The 17102-nt window shown below is 72.2% G+C and carries 19 protein-coding genes and 4 tRNA genes; 15 read left to right on the forward strand and 8 right to left on the reverse strand.

The window, feature by feature from the left end; all coding sequences use genetic code 11:
- Positions 1-73 precede the first annotated feature (73 nt).
- From SNOUR_RS22130 to SNOUR_RS22145, 4 genes are all read left to right on the forward strand, one after another.
- A complete protein-coding gene (locus tag SNOUR_RS22130) occupies positions 74-1663 on the forward strand; it encodes a complex I subunit 4 family protein (RefSeq protein ID WP_067358629.1) in 1590 nt (529 codons plus the stop codon).
- Positions 1663-3186 (forward strand): NADH-quinone oxidoreductase subunit N, encoded by a 1524-nt coding sequence (locus SNOUR_RS22135; protein ID WP_067349932.1) that lies wholly within the window; start codon positions 1663-1665, stop codon positions 3184-3186. Before SNOUR_RS22130 ends, SNOUR_RS22135 begins: the two co-directional genes overlap by 1 nt.
- Positions 3187-3386: 200 nt before the next feature.
- The gene (htpX, locus tag SNOUR_RS22140; protein WP_039635276.1) at positions 3387-4256 is read left to right on the forward strand and encodes a zinc metalloprotease HtpX; all 870 of its coding nucleotides are present in this window, start codon (positions 3387-3389) and stop codon (positions 4254-4256) included.
- Positions 4257-4374: 118 nt separating this feature from the next.
- The gene (locus tag SNOUR_RS22145) at positions 4375-4767 is read left to right on the forward strand and encodes a YccF domain-containing protein (protein WP_067349935.1); all 393 of its coding nucleotides are present in this window, start codon (positions 4375-4377) and stop codon (positions 4765-4767) included.
- A 3-nt stretch (positions 4768-4770) separates the two neighbouring features.
- On the opposite strand, the gene SNOUR_RS48435 is transcribed toward SNOUR_RS22145, so the two are convergent.
- The 3 genes from SNOUR_RS48435 to SNOUR_RS22155 form a co-directional block, all read right to left on the reverse strand.
- The gene (locus SNOUR_RS48435; RefSeq protein WP_312633199.1) at positions 4771-4896 is read right to left on the reverse strand and encodes a hypothetical protein; all 126 of its coding nucleotides are present in this window, start codon (positions 4894-4896) and stop codon (positions 4771-4773) included.
- Positions 4863-5372 (reverse strand): hypothetical protein, encoded by a 510-nt coding sequence (locus tag SNOUR_RS22150; protein WP_067349937.1) that lies wholly within the window; start codon positions 5370-5372, stop codon positions 4863-4865. The genes SNOUR_RS48435 and SNOUR_RS22150 overlap by 34 nt, the downstream gene beginning before the upstream one ends.
- A 129-nt stretch (positions 5373-5501) precedes the next feature.
- A complete protein-coding gene (locus SNOUR_RS22155) occupies positions 5502-5990 on the reverse strand; it encodes a YajQ family cyclic di-GMP-binding protein (RefSeq protein ID WP_039635280.1) in 489 nt (162 codons plus the stop codon).
- Positions 5991-6178: 188 nt separating this feature from the next.
- On the opposite strand from SNOUR_RS22155, the gene SNOUR_RS22160 reads away from it, so the two are divergent.
- Positions 6179-6260, forward strand: a tRNA-Tyr gene (locus SNOUR_RS22160).
- 168 nt (positions 6261-6428) lie between these two features.
- On the opposite strand, the gene SNOUR_RS22165 is transcribed toward SNOUR_RS22160, so the two are convergent.
- Positions 6429-7061 (reverse strand): TetR/AcrR family transcriptional regulator, encoded by a 633-nt coding sequence (locus SNOUR_RS22165; protein WP_067349939.1) that lies wholly within the window; start codon positions 7059-7061, stop codon positions 6429-6431.
- 197 nt (positions 7062-7258) lie between these two features.
- On the opposite strand from SNOUR_RS22165, the gene SNOUR_RS22170 reads away from it, so the two are divergent.
- Positions 7259-8233 carry a quinone oxidoreductase family protein gene (locus tag SNOUR_RS22170; RefSeq protein ID WP_067349943.1) on the forward strand — a complete coding sequence of 325 codons (975 nt, stop codon included), beginning with the start codon at positions 7259-7261 and terminating at the stop codon, positions 8231-8233.
- 133 nt (positions 8234-8366) lie between these two features.
- Here the strand turns inward: SNOUR_RS22170 and SNOUR_RS22175 are convergent, their stop codons facing one another.
- Both SNOUR_RS22175 and SNOUR_RS22180 read right to left on the reverse strand, forming a co-directional pair.
- Positions 8367-9029, reverse strand: coding sequence for an NAD(P)H-binding protein (locus SNOUR_RS22175; protein WP_039635284.1), 663 nt, complete (start codon positions 9027-9029; stop codon positions 8367-8369).
- Between the two features lie 49 nt (positions 9030-9078).
- The gene (locus SNOUR_RS22180) at positions 9079-10332 is read right to left on the reverse strand and encodes an amidohydrolase family protein (protein ID WP_067349946.1); all 1254 of its coding nucleotides are present in this window, start codon (positions 10330-10332) and stop codon (positions 9079-9081) included.
- Between the two features lie 181 nt (positions 10333-10513).
- Here SNOUR_RS22180 and SNOUR_RS22185 point away from each other — a divergent pair.
- The 6 genes from SNOUR_RS22185 to SNOUR_RS22210 all read left to right on the forward strand — a co-directional run bounded on the left by SNOUR_RS22185 (position 10514) and on the right by SNOUR_RS22210 (position 13058).
- Positions 10514-10586: transfer RNA gene (locus SNOUR_RS22185), tRNA-Thr, on the forward strand.
- Positions 10587-10633: 47 nt separating this feature from the next.
- Positions 10634-10706: transfer RNA gene (locus SNOUR_RS22190), tRNA-Met, on the forward strand.
- Between the two features lie 89 nt (positions 10707-10795).
- Positions 10796-10960 carry a 50S ribosomal protein L33 gene (rpmG, locus tag SNOUR_RS22195; protein ID WP_004571794.1) on the forward strand — a complete coding sequence of 55 codons (165 nt, stop codon included), beginning with the start codon at positions 10796-10798 and terminating at the stop codon, positions 10958-10960.
- 85 nt (positions 10961-11045) lie between these two features.
- Positions 11046-11498 (forward strand): MaoC family dehydratase N-terminal domain-containing protein, encoded by a 453-nt coding sequence (locus SNOUR_RS22200; RefSeq protein ID WP_067349949.1) that lies wholly within the window; start codon positions 11046-11048, stop codon positions 11496-11498.
- 1 nt (position 11499) lies between these two features.
- Positions 11500-11934, forward strand: a complete 435-nt coding sequence (locus SNOUR_RS22205; protein ID WP_067349952.1) for a MaoC family dehydratase — start codon at positions 11500-11502, stop codon at positions 11932-11934.
- Between the two features lie 59 nt (positions 11935-11993).
- Entirely contained in the window at positions 11994-13058 is a 1065-nt protein-coding gene (locus SNOUR_RS22210; RefSeq protein ID WP_067349954.1) for a UDP-N-acetylmuramate dehydrogenase, read from the forward strand.
- A 27-nt stretch (positions 13059-13085) separates the two neighbouring features.
- Here the strand turns inward: SNOUR_RS22210 and SNOUR_RS22215 are convergent, their stop codons facing one another.
- A complete protein-coding gene (locus SNOUR_RS22215; protein WP_067358631.1) occupies positions 13086-14114 on the reverse strand; it encodes an adenosine deaminase in 1029 nt (342 codons plus the stop codon).
- A gap of 123 nt (positions 14115-14237) precedes the next feature.
- Positions 14238-15473, reverse strand: a complete 1236-nt coding sequence (locus SNOUR_RS22220) for a pyridoxal phosphate-dependent aminotransferase (RefSeq protein ID WP_067349957.1) — start codon at positions 15471-15473, stop codon at positions 14238-14240.
- A gap of 181 nt (positions 15474-15654) precedes the next feature.
- Between SNOUR_RS22220 and SNOUR_RS22225 the strand changes: the two genes are divergently transcribed.
- The 3 genes from SNOUR_RS22225 to nusG all read left to right on the forward strand — a co-directional run bounded on the left by SNOUR_RS22225 (position 15655) and on the right by nusG (position 17089).
- Positions 15655-15727 (forward strand) — tRNA-Trp (locus SNOUR_RS22225).
- 107 nt (positions 15728-15834) lie between these two features.
- On the forward strand, positions 15835-16131 hold the full coding sequence (gene secE / locus SNOUR_RS22230; protein WP_067349960.1) for a preprotein translocase subunit SecE: 297 nt from the start codon (positions 15835-15837) through the stop codon (positions 16129-16131).
- A 73-nt stretch (positions 16132-16204) separates the two neighbouring features.
- The gene (gene nusG, locus SNOUR_RS22235; protein ID WP_067349964.1) at positions 16205-17089 is read left to right on the forward strand and encodes a transcription termination/antitermination protein NusG; all 885 of its coding nucleotides are present in this window, start codon (positions 16205-16207) and stop codon (positions 17087-17089) included.
- Positions 17090-17102: the final 13 nt, after the last annotated feature.

Raw genomic sequence — 17102 nt, forward strand, 5'->3', positions numbered from 1 at the left:
GCCGACACTCCTCGTGGCCTGCCTCGCCGGAGCCGAACCCCGCAGGAGGGCCTGACCCGTGAACCACACCGCCCTGCAGATCCTCCTCGCGGGCTCCGTCGTGCTCCCCCTGATCGGCGCGCTCGCCGCGCTGCTGCCGGCCCCGCCCGGCCTGAAGGGGAAGAACCCCGACCAGGCCGTGCTGCGCCACGGCGTGACCGTCACCGGCGTGGTGTTCGCCGCGACCCTCGCGCTGGCCGTCGGCTTCGACCACGGTCACCCGGCGCGTATGCAGGCCACCACCGACCTCAGCTGGATCCCGGCGCTGGGCATCCGTGTCCACCTCGGCGTCGACGGCATCTCTCTCCCCCTCGTCGTCCTGACCGCGCTGCTGACCTTCCTCTGCGCCCTCTACAGCTACTTCAACATGCCAACGGGCCCGTCCCCCAAGGCATTCGTCGCGCTGATCCTCGTCCTGGAATCCGGCACCCTCGCGACCTTCGCCGTCCTGGACCTGATGCTCTTCTTCCTCGCCTTCGAGATGGTCCTCGTCCCGATGTACTTCCTCATCGCCCGCTGGGGCGGCGCCGGAAGGCAGGCGGCGGCCTGGAAGTTCATCCTCTACACGCTGCTCGGCTCCGTCGTCATGCTGCTGGGCCTCCTCCTCATCGGCGTGAAATCCGGCACCTTCGACATGGTCGCACTGGCCACTGACAACGGCCCGAAAGCCCAGCTCAGCCACACCGTGCAACTCGTCGCGGTGCTCGCCGTCGGCATCGGACTGGCCGTCAAGTCCCCGATGTGGCCGCTGCACAGCTGGCTGCCGGACGCGCACACCGCCGCCCCCACCGTCGGCTCGGTGCTGCTGGCCGGCGTCCTGCTGAAGATGGGCACCTACGGCTTCGTGCGGATCGCGCTGCCGATCACGCCCGACGGCATGCACACCTTCGCGCCCTACCTCGCCGCGCTGGCCGCCGTCGGCATCGTCTACGGCTCGCTGGCCTGCCTCGCCCTCGTCCGCACCGGCGCCAAGGGCGACCTCAAGCGCCTGATCGCCTACAGCTCCGTCGGCCACATGGGCTTCGTCCTGCTCGGCATCGCCAGCATGACCCCCACCGGCGTCAACGGCGCGCTGTTCGCCAACATCGCCCACGGCCTGATCACCGGCCTGCTCTTCTTCCTCGTCGGCGGCCTCAAGGACCGCCTGGGCAGCACCGACCTGGACACCCTGGCGGGCACCACCGGCGCTGCCCTCTACGGCCGCGCGCCCCGCTTCGGCGGCCTGCTCGCCTTCGCCGCCGTCGCCTCCCTGGGCCTGCCCGGACTGGCCGGCTTCTGGGGCGAGATGCTGGCGATGTTCGGCGCCTTCCACCCGGCCGCCGGCCTCAGCCGCCCCGCGTTCCTGACGTTCATGGCGCTGGCCGGCCTCGGCACGCTGCTGACCGCCGCGTACCTGCTGCTGGTCGTCCGCCGGGTCTGCATGGGCGGCACCCTGAAGGCCCCGACCTCCCCGCAGGACACCGGCGGGCCGGCCACCGCCCCCGCCCTCCCCGACCTCGCGCGCTACGAATACGCGGCCTGGAGCCCCCTGGCCGTCCTCACCGTCCTCGCCGGACTGTGGCCCGCGGCCCTCCTCGGCCTCACCAACCCGGCCGTCCAGCAGCTCCTCGGAGGCGGTAAGTGATGAGTCAGGTCACCTCGCTGGTCCAGTCCGTCGACTGGCTCGCCATCGCCCCGCCCACCCTCACCGCCGCCGTCGCCCTGGTGGTGCTGGTCGCCGACCTCTTCCTGCCGACCGCCCGGAAGCCCCTGTTGGGCTGGCTCGCCACCGCCGGCCTGGCCGCCTCCGCGCTCCTGCTGCTGCCCCTCCTGGACGGCCGCCGCCGCACCTTCTGCCTCACCGGCACCCCCGACGCGTGCAGCTACGTGGCCGACCACTTCACCCTGATCGTCCAGTTCCTGGTGCTCGGCGGCGCGCTCCTGACGGCGCTGCTGTCCATCGACACCCTCAAGGACCACGACCTGCCCGCCGGGGAGTACTGGTTCCTGCTGCTCTCCTCCGCGGCCGGCGCCGCCCTGCTGCCCGCCTCCCGCGACCTGGCCACCCTGGTCATCGCCCTGGAGGTCGCCTCGCTGCCCGCCTTCGCCCTGGTCGGGCTGCGCCGCGGCGACCGGCTCTCCTCCGAGGCGGCACTGAAGTTCTTCCTCTCCTCGGTGGCCGCCACCGCCGTGATGCTCCTCGGTGTCAGCTTCGTCTACGCGGCCACCGGGAGCCTCCACCTCTCCCGGGTGGCGCACGCCCTGGCCGCCCTCCCCGACCCCCGCCTGGCCACCCTGGCCAGCGCCGGCGTCGCGCTCACCCTCGTCGGCTTCGCCTTCAAGACCGCCGCCGCCCCGTTCCACTTCTGGGTGCCCGACACCTACGTCGGCGCGCCGCTGCCGATCGCCGCGTACCTCTCCGTGGTCGGCAAGGCCGTCGGCTTCTCCGGCCTGATCCTGGTCACCGTCCAGGGCTTCCCCGCCTACGCGGACGTCTGGGGCCCGGCGCTGGCCGTGCTGGCCGCGCTCACCATGACCGTCGGCAACGCCGCCGCCCTCCGCCAGGACCCGGACCGCGCCCACAGCGCGATCCGCCTGCTCGCCTGGTCCTCCGTCGGCCAGGCCGGCTACCTGCTGGTCCCGATCGCCGCGGCCGGCTACGCCCACGACCCCGCGCACGCCATCGGCGCGACCGTCGCCTACGCCCTGATGTACGCCGCGGTGAACCTCGGCGCCTTCGCCGTCGCCGCCCTGGTGGCCCGCACCAGCCCCGCCAACCGCCTCGCCGACTACCGGGGCCTCTACCATCGCCGCCCCCTGGTGGCGCTCGCCCTCGGCTTCTTCCTGCTGTGCCTCGCGGGCCTGCCGCCGGGCATCATCGGCCTGTTCGCCAAGGTGACGGTCTTCTCCGCGGCGGTCGACGCCGGGCTCGGCTGGCTGGCCGTCGTCATGGCCGTGAACGTCGTGATCGCGCTCTACTACTACCTCCAGTGGACGGCGGTCCTCTTCCGGCCCGCCGAGACCCCGGCCGGCGAGCCCGCCGGAGCGCCCCGCGCCCCGATCCCGGCGGCCCTCACCACCGCCCTGACCCTCGCCACCGTGCTGGGCGTCGCCCTCTCCGGCGCCCCCCAGCTCGTCCTCCGGTTCGCCGCCGGCGCCCTCCTGTAGGGCCCGCCCCGCCGTACGGCGGACGGCGGCCCCGTCCGCCCACCGGTCACCCCTCCGGCCGTGCCCCGCCCGCCCTCCGACCAGGCACGGGCCGGGGAACCACCCCCGCCCCTCTCGCGTTGACCAGTGAGTAAGGGTCCACTGGAGAGTGGAGAAACGAAGCAAAGGGTTCCCCTGCCGCACCACTTGGAGGGCGTACCGTGCACCGCCGGCACAACGGGCTCAGGACCGCCGTACTCCTCGGGGGACTGTCCGCACTCATCATCGTCATCGGCAGTCTTTTCGGCCGTACGGGCCTGATCGTCGCGGTCCTGGTCGCCGTGGGCACCAACGCCTACGCGTACTGGAACAGCGACAAGCTCGCCCTGCGCGCGATGCGGGCCCGCCCGGTCAGCGAGTTCGAGGCGCCCCAGCTCTACCGCATGGTCCGCGAGCTCTCGACCGCCGCCCGCCAGCCCATGCCGCGGCTGTACATCTCCCCGACCCAGGCCCCCAACGCCTTCGCCACCGGCCGCAATCCGCGCAACGCCGCGGTCTGCTGCACCGACGGCATCCTGCGGATCCTCGACGAGCGCGAGCTGCGCGGCGTCATCGGCCACGAACTCAGCCACGTCTACAACCGCGACATCCTGATCTCCTCCGTCGCCGGCGCGCTGGCCTCGGTCGTGATGTTCCTGGTCAACTTCGCCTGGCTGATCCCCGTGGGCCGCTCCGACGATGACGACGAGGGCCCGGGCCTCCTGGGCACACTGCTGATCATGATCCTCGGCCCGGTGGCGGCCTCGCTGATCCAGCTCGCCGTCAGCCGCTCCCGCGAGTACCAGGCCGACGCCTCCGGCGCCCAGCTCACCGGCGACCCGCTCGCCCTGGCCTCCGCGCTCCGCAAGCTGGAGATCGGCACCCAGCAGCTCCCGCTGCCCCCCGAGCCCCGATTGGAGACCGCCGGCCACATGATGATCGCCAATCCGTTCCGCCGCGGTGAGGGCCTTTCCCGCCTCTTCTCCACCCACCCGCCGATGCGCGAGCGCATCGCCCGGCTGGAGCAGATGGCCGGCCATCACCGCCCCTGAGGTCGATCGCCGACCGCCCTTGGGGGACAGGCGCGCGAAACACGCAACGTTTCCCGCGGCCGGCGGCGTCTAGGACGGCGGAACCACTCCCCGACCTGCCCCTGGAAGGCTGCCGATCATGAAGTTCATCCTCAACATCCTCTGGCTGGTCCTCAGCGGCTTCTGGATGGCGGTCGGCTACGTCATCGCCGGAGTCATCTGCTGCGTACTGATCGTCACGATCCCGTTCGGCGTTGCCAGTTTTCGTATCGCGGGCTACGCCCTGTGGCCGTTCGGCCGGACGACCGTGGAGCGCCGGGACGCCGGCGCCGGTTCGGCGATCGGCAACCTGATCTGGATCGTCTTCGCGGGCTGGTGGCTGGCCCTGGGCCACATCGTCACCGGCGTCGCCCAGTGCGTGACGATCATCGGCATCCCGCTGGGCATCGCCAACTTCAAGATGATCCCGCTCTCCCTGCTGCCGCTGGGCCGCGAGATCGTCCCCACCGACCAGCCGTTCGCCACCCGCTGACCCTCAGGCCGGCAGGGCGCGCACCAGCCCCCTCGGGGCCGTGAACCGCCGGAAGCCCAGCGGCTCCACGCCGTCCAGCCCGCCGAGGAAGCGCATCACCGGCCCGCCGTCCAGCAGTCGGGTGTCCACCACCCGCTGGTGGGACTGCGGGTCGGCCCATTCGCTGTAGTCGACGACCCGGGTGCCGTCCTCGGAGAGGTGGAAGTACGAGGCGATCGCGCCGTCCCCGGCCCGCCGGTGCCGACGCCCCCGACGCCGTCCAGTACCGCCGCCAGCCGGTCCGTCAGCCCCGCGGCCCCGGTCCGCAGGAACTCCCGGCGCGCCGCATGGCTGGTCCACTGGCCGTAGTTGAGCACGTTCCGCCCGTCCGTCCCGGTGAACAGCACCCGGGACAGCAACCCGTCCGGCAGCGGCGCCTCCGCCCAGGCGCGGGCCACCCCGTCCATCACCGCCCGCTGCCGCTCCGGCCCACCCGTGTCCCACTCGCCGATCAGCACCGCCCCGGCGTCCGGACGCCGGACGTCGGGGAACACATCGACCCGGAACCCGGCCGGCGACGATGCGGGCGTGGAAGGAGACGTGGGGAAAGGCGTGTCGGCAGTCATGCGACCACCCTGCGACCTCGACCAGGCTTGAGGTCAACCCCCGTGTCCCGCAACGCCGTTGGGGCGGCGCGCTCCCGTGTCGCGCCGCCCCAACGGCTCCCGCCCGTCACCCGCCCTCGGCGGGGACGCTCAGCGGTAGTTGACGAACTGGATCGCGAAGTCCAGGTCCTTGCCGCGCAGCAGCTGCTGGACGGCCTGCAGGTCGTCCCGGCTCTTGGAGGTGACGCGCAGCTCGTCGCCCTGCACCTGCGCCTTGACGCCCTTCGGCCCCTCGTCGCGGATGATCTTGGCGACCTTCTTCGCGTTCTCCTGGGAGATGCCCTCCTCCATCGAGGCGGAGATCCTGTACTCCTTGCCCGACGCCTGCGGCTCGCCGGCGTCCAGCGCCTTGAGCGAGATGCCGCGCTTGATCAGCTTGGACTGGAAGATGTCCAGGACGGCCTTCACCCGCTCCTCGGCGCTGGCCCGCATCTCGATCTTCTCGCCCGACCACTGGATCGACGCGTCCACGCCCTTGAAGTCGTAGCGCTGCGAGATCTCCTTGGCGGCTTGGTTGAGGGCGTTGTCGACCTCCTGCCGCTCGACCTTCGAGACGATGTCGAAACTGGAGTCGGCCATGGTGGATTGGCTCCTCGTACGTAGATCCATCAGGGATGCGGCCCTTCCCGGACCGCCTGCCAAGCCTAGCCACCCGGCCAAGATCCAGCGCTCCCGAATCGAGTGGCAGAGCACCCCCTGTCATCGGGTATGGTTTACGTCGTTGCCAGGGAACACCGCCCCACAGCGGGATCCCGGACGACACCCCCGGCGGTGTGCCCGAGCGGCCAAAGGGAGCAGACTGTAAATCTGCCGGCTTCGCCTTCCCAGGTTCGAATCCTGGCGCCGCCACAGCCATGAAGGACCCCTGAATCGTAGGAATACGGTTCAGGGGTTCTTTGTATTGCGGTTCTCTGCGTTGCGTCGCCCCGCGGTCCCGTCTTTCGGGTGGCGGCGCGGCCCGCGGGACGGGGCGGGTGAATTTTCCGCGCCCCGGTGCGGCTCGCGGCCGGCCGGGTCTCACGGCCTCCCGGGCGCGTCTTCGTCGGCCGCCGGCGCGGCGTCCAGCAGTCCGGTGACCAACGCGCGCAGCGTCCCGGCCACGTGGACGGTCTCGCCGCGCTCCAGCAGCCGCAGGACGCGCTCGTTCTGCAGGGCCCCGATGAGGAAGTGCGCCAGGAGCCCGGCGTCCAGGTCGGGGCGCTGCGCGGCGAGCAGGGCGCTGACATGACCGTGCCAGAAGGCGTGGAAGGGGTGCTCGCCGCGCGGCGCGTCGTCGGCGGGGCGCTGGGCGGTGGTGGTGGCGTGGCAGAGCGCGGCCAGCAGGCCCTTGTTGCGGGCGACGAGTTCGACGACGGCGTCCAGGAAGGCGAGCAGCCGCTCCCGCGGGGCGGCGCCCGGGCCGAGCGGCGGCGGGCCGTCGGTGACCGCCTCGCGCAGCGCCACCGCCCGCTCCTCCATCAGGGCCAGCATCAGGCCCATCCGGCTGCCGAAGCGGTGGAAGACCGTCCCCTTGCCGACCCCGGCCGCGGCGGCGACCTGTTCCATCGAGATCTTCTCCGGCGGATGGTGCGCCAGGAGCTCCTCGGTCGCCAGCAGGATGGCGCGCCGGTTCCGTACCGCGTCGGCGCGTTCGCGGCGGGCTTCCGCCATCGGCCCTCACCCTCTCCGTCCCGTGTCCTCGGCGCCCGGTCGGTGCCGGAGGGCCATCATTTCGCAGAAACAACTGGACCAGTGGTCCAGTAATGGCTACGGTCGGCACATAACCTGACCGCCGGTCCAGTTGAGCCTGCCGCGCCGGTCAGGGCCGACCCACCGCTGCGTTTCTTCGACCACCGAGGAGAGCTGGCATGCGACGCGTGCGCTACTACGAGTACGGCGGCCCCGACGTCCTGACGAGCGAGGAGGCCGAGGTCCCCGCCCCGGGGCCCGGCGAGGTGCTGCTGCGGACCGAGGCGATCGGGGCGAACTTCGTCGACACCAGGATGCGGCGCGGGCCGGCCGCCGGACCGCTCTTCCGGCGCCCGTTGCCCGGCCGGCTCACCGGCGACGTGGTCGGCACCGTCGAGGCCGCCGGCCCCGGCGTCGACCGCGAGTTGATCGGGCGGCGGGTCGCGACGCTGAGCGAGGACGCCTTCGCCGAGCAGGTCGTCGCCGACGCCCAGTGGCTCGCCCCGGTACCCGACGGGGTGGACCTCGGCGTGGCCAGCATGCTCCCCATGGGCGCCCCGGTCGCCCTCCGGACGCTGCGCACCGGCCAGTTGGCCGCGGGCGAGACCGTCCTGGTCCACTCCGCGGCCGGCGGCATCGGCCACCTCGCGGTGCAGCTCGCCAAGCTCCTCGGTGCCGGGAAGGTGATCGCCGCGGTCGGCTCACCGGGCAAGTTCGACTTCGTCCGCTCCTTCGGCGCCGACGCCGCCGTCGACTACTCGGCCGACGACTGGCCGGAGCGGGTCCGCGAGGTCGCGCCCGGGGGAGTGGACCTGGTCCTGGACTCCGTCGGCGGCGAGATCCTGCGGCGGAGCCTCGACCTGCTCGCGCCGTTCGGCCGCGTCGTGGTCTACGGTGCCGCCGGCAGCGAACTGCTCGACGTCCCCGTGACCAGCCTCTTCGCGCTCAGGACGGTCGTCGGGTTCTCCCTGCTGGCCTGGCGCGCGGCGGCCCCGGAACGGGCCCGCGCGGAGATGGCCGAACTGGCCGGCCACGCGGCGTCCGGACGGCTGCGCACCGCCGTCCACGCCCGGTTCCCGCTCGCCGACGCGCCCGCCGTGCACCGGCTCATCGAGGAGCGGTCGCACCTCGGCCGGATCCTCGTCCTGCCGTAACGGGGCCTGCCGCGGGCTCCGGACGACGCTGGGGCGCCGCCCGCCGTCCCTGGCTCCCCGGACGGCCCGGTGGCCGCCACGGGGCGGCGGAGACGCCCTCAGGGCCGTGTGGGCACCTCCGCCGCCGCGGGCCTCAGTGCGACGCCACGTTCCGGACCGCGTCCGCCACCGGCACGTCCCCGCCGATCAGTTCCAGCGTCCGGCCGGCCGTGTCCGGCTCCTCCAGCAGTGCCGCCAGCACGGCCGCCACGTCGTCCCGCGACACCGCGCCGCGCCCGGTCGCGTCGGCCAACGTCACCTGGCCGGTACCGGGATCGTCGGTGAGCCGGCCCGGACGCAGGATCGTCCAGTCCAGCCCGGCCCGGGCCCGTACATCGGCGTCCGCGGCGCCCTTGGCCCGCAGATAGGCCGCGAAGACCGGATCGGTGCCCTCCGGGGGCTCCCGGTCCGCGCCCATCGCCGAGACGACCACGAAGCGCCGCACGCCGGCCGCCTCGGCGGCGTCCGCGAACAGCGTCGCCGCGCCGCGGTCCACCGTGTCCTTGCGTGCGGCGCCGCTGCCCGGCCCGGCGCCCGCCGCGAAGACGGCCGCGTCCGCCCCCTCCAGATGCCGGGCGACATCGCCCACCGACGCCGACTCCAGGTCGCAGACCACCGGTTCGGCACCCGCTGCCAGCAGATCGCCGGCCTGTTCCGGCCGCCGGACGATCCCCGCGACCTCGTCCCCGCGCGCATGCAGCAACCGCTCCAGCCGCAGCGCGATCTGACCATGTCCACCTGCGATGACAATGCGCATGCTGCCGACCGTACGCCCAACCGCCCCGCCACCCCCGGGGACAGGCCGCCTAGCGCTGCGACTGGCGGGGCAACTCCAGTGCCACGTCCACCGAATCGCAGTACTCGCGCACCGCACTGGTGCGCGCCACCACCCGCCCCCGGTGCACCACGATCCGGCTGTACGCCAACGAGAGCACCCCGGCGATCCGCTCCCCGCGCACCGCCAGCAACTCCGCCGGGAAACCCGCCTCGACGCGCACCTCCGGCAGCCCCAGAGTGGCCCGCGCCGCCGAACTCACCGTCTCGTACGCCGCCTCGGGCGTGGCCTCCCCCAAGGACGCCAGCAGGTACGCGGCCTCCAACGGGTCGCCCCGACCCACCGGGTTGGCCGCGTCCCGCAGCGCCCCGCTGCCCGCCGCCACCCGCACCCCGGCCGCCCGCAGCAGCCGCACCGGCGCCGGCCGCGACACCCGGGAGCCGTTGCGCTCCAGGCCCGTGCAGTCGCCCTGCGGCAGACAGACGACGGTGACGTCGGCGGCCGCCAACTGCTCCGCGACCCGGGACGCCACGCTCCGCGGCATCCGTGCCATCCCGGCACACGGCCCGATCGCCACCCCCGGCCGCAGCCCGCCGCACATCGTCGCGACGCGCGCCAACCGCGCCGGGTCGTCGCCGTCGGTGTGCAGGTCCACCGGGCAGCCGTGCTCGCCGGCCACCTCCAGGACGGCCTCCACGTACCCGGTCGGGTCGGGGTCCAGGTCCGGGCAGCCCCCGATGACCGTGGCGCCCATCTTGACCGCGTCCCGCAGCATCGCCAGCCCGTTCGCGCCGGCCACTCCGGTCAGCACCCGCGGCACCGCCACCGCCGCCAGGTCCGCCAGCCCGCGCAGCGCCCGGCGGGCCTGGAGCACCGCCTGCAGCGCCCCCAGCCCCTGGACGCCGCCGATCCGCACATGGCTGCGGGAGGCCGTGGCCCCGTGCCCGAGCTGCAGCAGCGCCGCCTCGGTGGTCCGGCGCTGGACGTCCTCGGTGGAGTCGGAGGCCGGCCCGTCGGCGTCCGCGGTCAGTGCGGTGTCGCAGTGCGCGTGCGGCTCGGCCGGTGCCGGCAGCAGCAGATAGCCGGCGAGGTCCACCCGGGCGCCCTGCGGGGCGAGGCTGCCGGCCGTGCCGACCGCCTCGATGCGCCCGCCGCCGAGCCGGACGTCCACGGTGCGGCCGTCGGCGAGCCGGGCACCGCACAGGACCAGCGCACCGGAATCCGGCCGGCTGTACCGGCCGGCACCCCCAGGCTTCCCCGGCTGCGGCGAACTGCTGTCGGACATCGCGCTCCTCGAAGCCACGGCGTGCAAGATCACGCGGTGTGGATCCGAGCCTAGGGTGCGCCCCGGAGAGCTTCGCGCAGGCGCGGAATAGTCGTACTGGCGTGGTGCGGGGGGCTGCTGGGGCGCGACGCGGATTCGGATTTCACGTTTGGCGGCGGGCCGTGTAATGTCTTCATCGCTCGCCCCAATAGCTCAGTCGGCAGAGCGTCTCCATGGTAAGGAGAAGGTCTACGGTTCGATTCCGTATTGGGGCTCTGGTGTGTGAGGTACCTCGTCCTCGGGCGAGGGACTCGTACATCGCAGCGGTGTAGCTCAGTCGGTAGAGCAAGCGGCTCATAATCGCTGTGTCACCGGTTCAAGTCCGGTCACCGCTACTGACAGTAGCCGATTGTGGGGTCGGTCCTCCGGTCGGCTACTCTTCTATGCGTTCATATCGACTACCCGTCCGTCAAGGAGCACTCACGTGGCTGCCACCGACGTCCGCCCGAAGATCACGCTGGCCTGCGTGGAGTGCAAGGAGCGGAACTACATCACCAAGAAGAACCGGCGCAACGACCCGGACCGCCTTGAGATGAAGAAGCACTGCCCGCGCTGCAACGCGCACACCGCGCACCGCGAGACGCGATAACTCAGGCTCGTCTGTGAGGCCGTCCCCATTTCCTGGGGGCGGCCTCGCGGCATTGGCACCATCAGTTCAGGGAGGTTGCGAGCCCATGGCGCTCGACCAGTCATTCGTCGGACGCACGTACCCGCCCACCGACCCGTACGAGGTCGGGCGGGAAAAGATCCGCGAATTCGCCGAGGCGATCGGTGACACCAACCCCGCCTACACGGACACCGAAGCCGCCAAGGCCCTCGGTCACCCCGATGTGATCGCGCCGCCGACTTTTGTGTTTGCCATCACGTTCAAGGCTGCCGGGCTGGTCGTCGCGGATCCGCAACTCGGCCTGGACTACAGCCGGGTGGTCCACGGCGACCAGAAGTTCGCCTACCGGCGTCCGGTGCGCGCCGGCGACCGGCTGACCGTGACCTCCACCATCGAAGCGATCCGGTCCATGGCCGGCAACGAGGTCATCGACATCCGCGGTGAGGTGCACGACGAGGCCGGCGAGCACGTTGTGACCGCCCTCACCAAGCTCGTCGCCCGGCCCGCTGAGGAGTCCTGAGATGACCGCGAAGATTGCCTACGACGACGTCGAGGTCGGCACCGAACTCCCCGCGCGGACCTTTCCTGTGACCCGTGCCACGCTCGTCCAGTACGCCGGCGCCTCCGGGGACTTCAACCCGATCCACTGGAACGAGAAGTTCGCCAAGGAGGTCGGACTGCCGGACGTCATCGCGCACGGCATGTTCACCATGGCCTCGGCGGTCCGGGTGGTCACCGACTGGGTCGGCGACCCGGGTGCGGTCGCCGAGTACGGCGTGCGCTTCACCAAGCCCGTCGTGGTGCCCAACGACGGGACCGGTGCGCTGATCGAGGTCAGCGGCACGGTCGCGGCCAAGCTCGACGACGCGGAGCGAACCGTCCGCGTCGACCTCACCGCCAAGAGCGCAGGCCAGAAGGTGCTGGGCATGTCCCGCGCCGTGGTCCGGCTCGCCTGACGCAGCCGCGTGGGGCGGCCGGCCCGATGCCGCCGGACCGCCCCCGTACCCTTGGGCGCGTGCAGGAACTCCACGTGGAGCACGGTGCTCCCCTCGCCCCGCTGACCACCTTCCGCCTCGGCGGCCCCGCGACCCGGCTCGTCACGGCCACCACCGACGACGAGGTGGTCGCGGCCGTCCGCGAAGCCGACGAGGCCGGCAGCCCGCTGCTGATCATCGGCGGCGGCAGCAATCTCGTCATCGGCGACAAGGGCTTCGACGGCACCGCCCTGCGCATCGCCACCCGCGGCGTCACGGTCGACGGCACGTCCCTGGAACTCGCCGCGGGCGAGAACTGGTCCGACGCCGTCGCCCGCACCGTCGAGGCCGGACTGGCCGGCGTCGAGTGCCTGGCCGGCATCCCCGGCTCGGCCGGCGCCACCCCGATCCAGAACGTCGGCGCCTACGGCCAGGACGTCTCCGAGACCCTCACCGAGGTCGTCGCCTACGACCGCCGCACCGGCGAGACGGTCACCCTCGCCAACGAGGAGTGCGGCTTCTCGTACCGCCACAGCCGCTTCAAGCAGCACCCCGAGCGGTACGTCGTGCTGCGGGTCCGCTTCGCCCTGGAGGACGCGGACGGACTCTCCGCGCCCCTGAAGTACGACCAGACGGCCCGCGCCCTCGGGGTCGGCACCGGGGACCGGGTGCCGCTCGCCGTCGCCCGCAAGACCGTCCTGGCGCTCCGGGCCAGCAAGGGCATGGTGCTGGACGCCGAGGACCACGACACCTGGTCGGCCGGCTCCTTCTTCACCAACCCCGTCCTCAGCGAGGCCGAGCACGCCGATCTCGTCCGGCGGGTCCACGACCGCCTCGGCCCCGACGCCGCGCCGCCCGCCTTCCCCGACGGCGACGGCCGGGTGAAGACCTCCGCGGCCTGGCTGATCGACCGCGCCGGCTTCACCAAGGGCTACGGCAGCGGCCCGGCCCGGATCTCCACCAAGCACACCCTCGCCCTCACCAACCGCGGCCGGGCCACCACCGAGGACCTGCTCGCGCTGGCCCGCGAGGTCCGCGACGGCGTCCACGACGCCTTCGGGGTCACCCTCGTCAACGAACCGGTGACGGTCGGCGTCAGCCTGTAGGGGCCGTGGAAGGCCGCCGGCGGCCCGCTACGGCGCCGGGGCGGCCAGCCAGGCGTCGATGTCCGCCAGCACCGCCCGCCGCACGTCCTGGGGCGCCCGGGAGGCCCGCACGGACTGCCGGGCCAGCTCGGCCAGCTCGGCGTCGTCGAAGGCGTGCGAGGTGCGGGCGATCTCGTACTGGGCGGCCAGCCGCGAGCCGAACAGCAGCGGGTCGTCGGCGCCCAGCGCCATCGGGACGCCCGCCTCGTAGAACGTCCGCAGCGGCACGTCCTCCGGTTTGCCGTAGACGCCCAGCGCGACGTTCGACGCCGGGCACACCTCGCAGGTCACCCCGCGGGACGCCAGCCGGCGCAGCAGCACCGGGTCCTCCGCGGCCCGCACCCCGTGCCCGATCCGGGTGGCGTGCAGATCGTCCAGGCAGTCCCGGACGCTGGCCGGCCCGGACAGCTCGCCGCCGTGCGGCGCCGACAGCAGGCCGCCGTCCCGGGCGATGGCGAAGGCCCGGTCGAAGTCCCGGGCCAGCCCCCGGCGTTCGTCGTTGGAGAGCCCGAAGCCGACCACGCCGTGGTCGGCGTAGCGCACCGCCAGCCGGGCCAGCGTGCGGGCGTCCAGCGGGTGCTTCATGCGGTTCGCGGCGACCAGCACCCGGATGCCCAGCCCGGTGTGCCGGGAGGCCAGCTCCACCGCGTCCAGGATGACCTCCAGCGCCGGGATCAGCCCGCCCAGCCGCGGCGCGTACGAGGTCGGGTCGACCTGGATCTCCAGCCAGCGGGAGCCGTCCTTGACGTCCTCCTCCGCCGCCTCCCGCACCAGCCGCTGGATGTCCTCGGGCGAGCGCAGACACGACCGGGCGATGTCGTAGAGCCGCTGGAAGCGGAACCAGCCGCGCTCGTCGGTGGCGCTCAGCCGGGGCGGCGTACCGCTGGTCAGCGCGTCCGGCAGGTGGACGCCGTACTTGTCGGCGAGGTCCAGCAGCGTCGCCGGCCGCATCGAGCCGGTGAAGTGCAGGTGCAGATGGGCCTTCGGCAGTTGACGCAGATCACGAACACGCTCCATCCGCAGATACTGCCGCACCCGCGCGCCCCGGCATAGGCCCCGCCCCGAACGAAGGGACGGCCGGAAAGGCGTGCGGGGCCGGACGCCCGTCCGACCCCGCACGCCTCGGCGGCCACCGCCCCGCTACTTGGCCTCGGCCAGCAGCTTCTGGATCCGGGAGACGCCCTCGACCAGGTCCTCGTCGCCCAGCGCGTACGAAAGCCGCAGGTAGCCGGGGGTGCCGAACGCCTCGCCCGGGACGACGGCGACCTCCGCCTCCTCCAGGATCAGCTCGGCCAGCTCGACGCTGGACTGCGGGCGCTTGCCGCGGATCTCCTTGCCCAGCAGCCCCTTCACCGACGGGTAGGCGTAGAACGCGCCCTCCGGCTCCGGGCACACCACGCCGTCGATCTCGTTGAGCATCTGCACGATCTTGCGGCGGCGCCGGTCGAAGGCGACCTTCATCTCCTCGACGGCCGCCAGGTCGCCGCTGACGGCGGCGATGGCCGCGGCCTGCGCCACGTTGGAGACGTTGGAGGTGGCGTGCGACTGGAGGTTGGTGGCCGCCTTGATGACGTCCTTGGGGCCGATCGCCCAGCCCACCCGCCAGCCGGTCATCGCGTACGTCTTCGCCACGCCGTTGACGACGATGCACTTGTCGCGCAACTCGGGCACCACGACCGGCAGCGACGAGAACTCCGCGTCGCCGTAGACCAGGTGCTCGTAGATCTCGTCGGTCAGCACCCACAGGCCGTGCTCGGCGGCCCAGCGGCCGACCGCCTCGACCTGCTCGCGGGAGTAGACCGCGCCAGTCGGGTTCGACGGCGAGACGAACAGCAGCACCTTGGTGCGCTCGGTGCGGGCCGCCTCCAACTGCTCGACGGACACGCGGTAGCCGGTGGTCTCGTCGGCGACCACGTCGACCGGCACGCCGCCGGCGAGCCGGATCGACTCGGGGTACGTCGTCCAGTACGGCGCCGGCACGATGACCTCGTCGCCGGGGTCCAGGATGGCGGCGAACGCCTCGTAGATGGCCTGCTTGCCACCGTTGGTCACCAGGACGTTCGCGGCCTCGATCTCGAAACCGGAGTCGCGCAGGGTCTTCGCGACGATCGCGGACTTCAGCTCGGGGAGGCCGCCGGCGGGGGTGTAGCGGTGGAACTTCGGGTTGCGGCACGCCTCGACCGCCGCCTCGACGATGTAGCCGGGCGTGGGGAAGTCGGGCTCACCGGCGCCGAAGCCGATCACCGGGCGCCCGGCGGCCTTGAGGGCCTTGGCCTTGGCGTCGACGGCGAGGGTGGCGGACTCGGAGATCGAACCGACCCGGGCGGAGACCCGGCGGTCGGTGGGGGACGATGCGGAGGGAGTGGCAGCGCTCATGGAGGCATCGTCGCAGACCGCCGTCGGGCCCGATACACGGGTTTGTGGGGCGGTGCGCGAGGTTCCTGTTCGACGCCCGGCCCCGAAGCACGTACACTCGCTGACCGTTGGCTCCCATCGGGTCACCGCAGTGCACGACGTAATGCAGTCGTCCGCATGCGGTAAGTTGGGGGAACCACAAAGGGTCGTAGCTCAATTGGTAGAGCACTGGTCTCCAAAACCAGCGGTTGGGGGTTCAAGTCCCTCCGGCCCTGCTACACGCACTTCATCACCGAGTGCGTGCATGCGTACGTACGAAATGCACCGCCGTGCGGCCGGGCCGGACGCGGCACGGCCACGACCCGGATTCAGGTGAGGACGAGTGACGGACGCCCTGGGCTCCATCGACATGCCTGAGCGCGGTCGTTCCGAAGACGACACCACGGAATCCCAGAAGAAGCCCCGCCGCGGCGGTAAGCGCGGCAAGAAGGGGCCTTTCGCGCGTCTCGCGCTCTTCTACCGCCAGGTCATCGCGGAACTGCGCAAGGTCGTCTGGCCCACGCGCAGCCAGCTGTCGTCGTACACCACCGTGGTGATCGTCTTCGTAGCCATCATCATTGGTCTCGTAACCGTGATTGACTTGGGAATCAACCGAGTCGTCGGGTACGTCTTCGGCTGATCCCGCGGAGGGTGCCTCTGCGGGGGCGGCCTTTCGCACGTTCAACCCCTTGAAGCAAGGAAGAAGCAGCCACGTGTCTGACCCGAACCTGAACGACGCCGCCAAGCCCGTCGCGGCTGCAGAGGCCGAGGTTGACGAGGCCGTCTCGGCCGAGGTCGAGGGGGAGGCTGCGGCGATCGCTGACGAGGAAGCCGCCGCGGAGATCGTCGCGGGCGCAGACGACGTCGACGAGCTGGACGCCGAGGACGCCGACGCCGGCGAGCCCGCCGAGTCGGCCGCCGTGCACGTCGAGGACGAGGAGGCCGAGGAGGCTTCCGAGGACGCGGAGGAGCAGGAGCCGGTCGACCCGGTGGCCGCCCTCCGTGACGAGCTGCGCGGGCTCCCCGGCGAGTGGTACGTCATCCACACCTACGCGGGTTACGAGAACCGCGTGAAGACCAACCTCGAACAGCGCGCCGTCTCGCTGAACGTCGAGGACTACATCTTCCAGGCCGAGGTGCCGCAGGAAGAGGTCGTTCAGATCAAGAACGGTGACCGTCGCACCGTCCGCCAGAACAAGCTTCCGGGCTACGTTCTGGTGCGCATGGACCTGACGAACGAGTCCTGGGGCGTCGTCCGCAACACCCCGGGTGTCACCGGCTTCGTCGGCAACGCCTACGACCCGTACCCGCTGACCCTCGACGAGATCGTCAAGATGCTCGCCCCGGAGGCCGAGGAGAAGGCCGCCAAGGAGGCCGCCGCGGCCGAGGGCAAGCCGGCGCCGTCCCGCAAGGTCGAGGTCCAGGTCCTGGACTTCGAGGTGGGCGACTCCGTCACCGTCACCGACGGTCCGTTCGCGACGCTGCAGGCCACGATCAACGAGATCAACGCCGACTCGAAGAAGGTCAAGGGCCTGGTCGAGATCTTCGGTCGCGAGACCCCGGTCGAGCTGAGCTTCGACCAGATCCAGAAGAACTAGGTTCTTCCGGACC

It is taken from the genome of Streptomyces noursei ATCC 11455, from assembly GCF_001704275.1.
In the GTDB taxonomy this organism is placed as follows: domain Bacteria; phylum Actinomycetota; class Actinomycetes; order Streptomycetales; family Streptomycetaceae; genus Streptomyces; species Streptomyces noursei.